Annotated in this window: 2 protein-coding genes; both read left to right on the top strand. The window is 65.8% G+C overall.

Annotation, left to right across the window (positions count from 1 at the left end):
* A partial coding sequence (locus FPZ47_RS27325) for a DDE-type integrase/transposase/recombinase (protein WP_144957375.1) occupies positions 1–923 on the top strand: 923 nt, incomplete at its 5' end.
* A complete protein-coding gene (locus FPZ47_RS27330) occupies positions 920–1,735 on the top strand; it encodes an ExeA family protein (protein ID WP_144957378.1) in 816 nt (271 codons plus the stop codon). The genes FPZ47_RS27325 and FPZ47_RS27330, both read left to right, overlap by 4 nt.
* The last annotated feature ends 163 nt before the right edge of the window (positions 1,736–1,898 follow it).

Below are 1,898 nucleotides of genomic sequence, written 5' to 3' on the forward strand. Positions count from 1 at the left end.
TGTTCGCCTTCATCGACGATCATTCTCGGCTGCTGGTCGGCTACCGGTTCGGCTTCGCCGAAGACACCGTGCGCCTGGCCGCCGCACTGCGCCCGGCACTGTCCTCCCGCGGTGTCCCAGCCGGCATTTACGTAGACAATGGCAGTGCGTTTGTCGATGCGTGGCTGTTGCGGGCCTGCGCCAAGCTCGGGATACGGCTGGTGCATTCCACACCCGGTCGCCCGCAGGGCCGGGGCAAAATCGAGAGGTTCTTTCGCACCGTGCGCGAACAGTTCCTGGTAGAGGTCACCGACACCGCCAGCGAAGACCTTGCTGCCGCCGGGGTCGATCACACAAGCGCCTTGTTGGAACTCAACCGACTGTTTATGGCCTGGGTAGAGACCGAATACCACCGCCGGGTCCATACCGAGACCGGGCAGCCCCCGCTGGATCGGTGGGGAGCCGGCTGGGACCGGGTCGGCCGCACCCCGGCCATACCGAGCGCCGATGATCTGACCGAGGCGTTCTTGTGGTCGGAATACCGGGTGGTGACCAAGACCGCCACCGTGTCGCTGCACGCCAACACCTACCAGGTCGATGCCGGCTTGGTCGGGCGCAAGGTGGAGCTGGTGTTCAGCCCGTTCGACCTGGAGGCCGTCGAGGTCCGCTACCGCGACAAATCGTTCGGCAAAGCCCTGCCGCACACCATCTCTCGTCACGCCCACCCGAAGGCCAGACCGGAAACACCGCAGCCCGAGCCGCCGCCGGCCACCGAGATCGACTACCTGAGGCTGACCGCCGATGCCCACCACGCCCAGCTGAGCCGCGAGGAACGCATCGGCTTTAACTCGATCTACATCAACGGCCAGATTCCCGGTCAGCTATCCATCGCCGACCTCACACCCAGCGGCGACGTCGATAACGAAGGTGAGGTTTCGGCATGAGTATTCAACGCCTGCAGTCACATTGGGGGTTCACCCGGATGCCCTTCGGCCGGGACCTGGCCCCGGGGATGCTGCACCGTCACGCCGGTCACGGGGAGGCGGTCGCCCGCATCGGCTGGTGTGTGGACCAGCATGCGATCGGGGTGATCACCGGCGAGGTCGGCGCAGGCAAGACCGTGGCCGTGCGTGCGGCAACCGCCACCCTGGATCCGTCCCGGCACGTGTTCATCTACCTGCCCAACCCGACGATCGGGGTGCGCGGGATGCTCACCCACATCGTGGCCACCCTCGGACACACCCCGGCGTTTCACCGGGCCACCCTGGCACCCCAAGCCGCAGAAGCGCTGGCAGGCGAACACGCCGAACGCGGCCGCAGTCCCGTGCTGGTCGTCGACGAGGCCCACCTACTGGATAACCATCAACTCGAAGTGATCCGGCTACTGACCAACCACGACATGGATTCTGGATCACCGTTCGCGGTCATCTTGGTTGGCCAACCCAGCCTGCGTCACCGACTCCGACTCGGCGTCATGGCAGCACTGGATCAGCGCATCGCGGTCCGCTACGCCATCGCCGGGATGAGCAGCACCGACACCGCCGACTACATCGGCCATCACTGCAAAATCGCCGGCCGGGCCGACACCTTGTTCTCCGAGGACGCGATCGCGCTGATCCACAACGCCTCCCGCGGGCACCCCCGCGCGGTCAACAACCTGGCCCTGCACGCACTGACCGCGGCCTTCGCCGCCGATCACGCCATCGTCGACGAGAAAGCAGCCCGTATCGCCATCGCCGAGACCGCCGCGGACTGAACCCGATCGACGTCAACCCGACCAGGACCACATCAGCCCGACGAGCACCCCATCACCACGCCCACCACGGCCCCGCTCACCACAACGAGCGGGGCCGTTCCCATCACCAGATCATCGTCAACACCAATGACGCCATCATCATCATCGAAAGTGCCGCTCAACA

The organism is Mycobacterium helveticum, from assembly GCF_007714205.1.
Lineage (GTDB): Bacteria > Actinomycetota > Actinomycetes > Mycobacteriales > Mycobacteriaceae > Mycobacterium > Mycobacterium helveticum.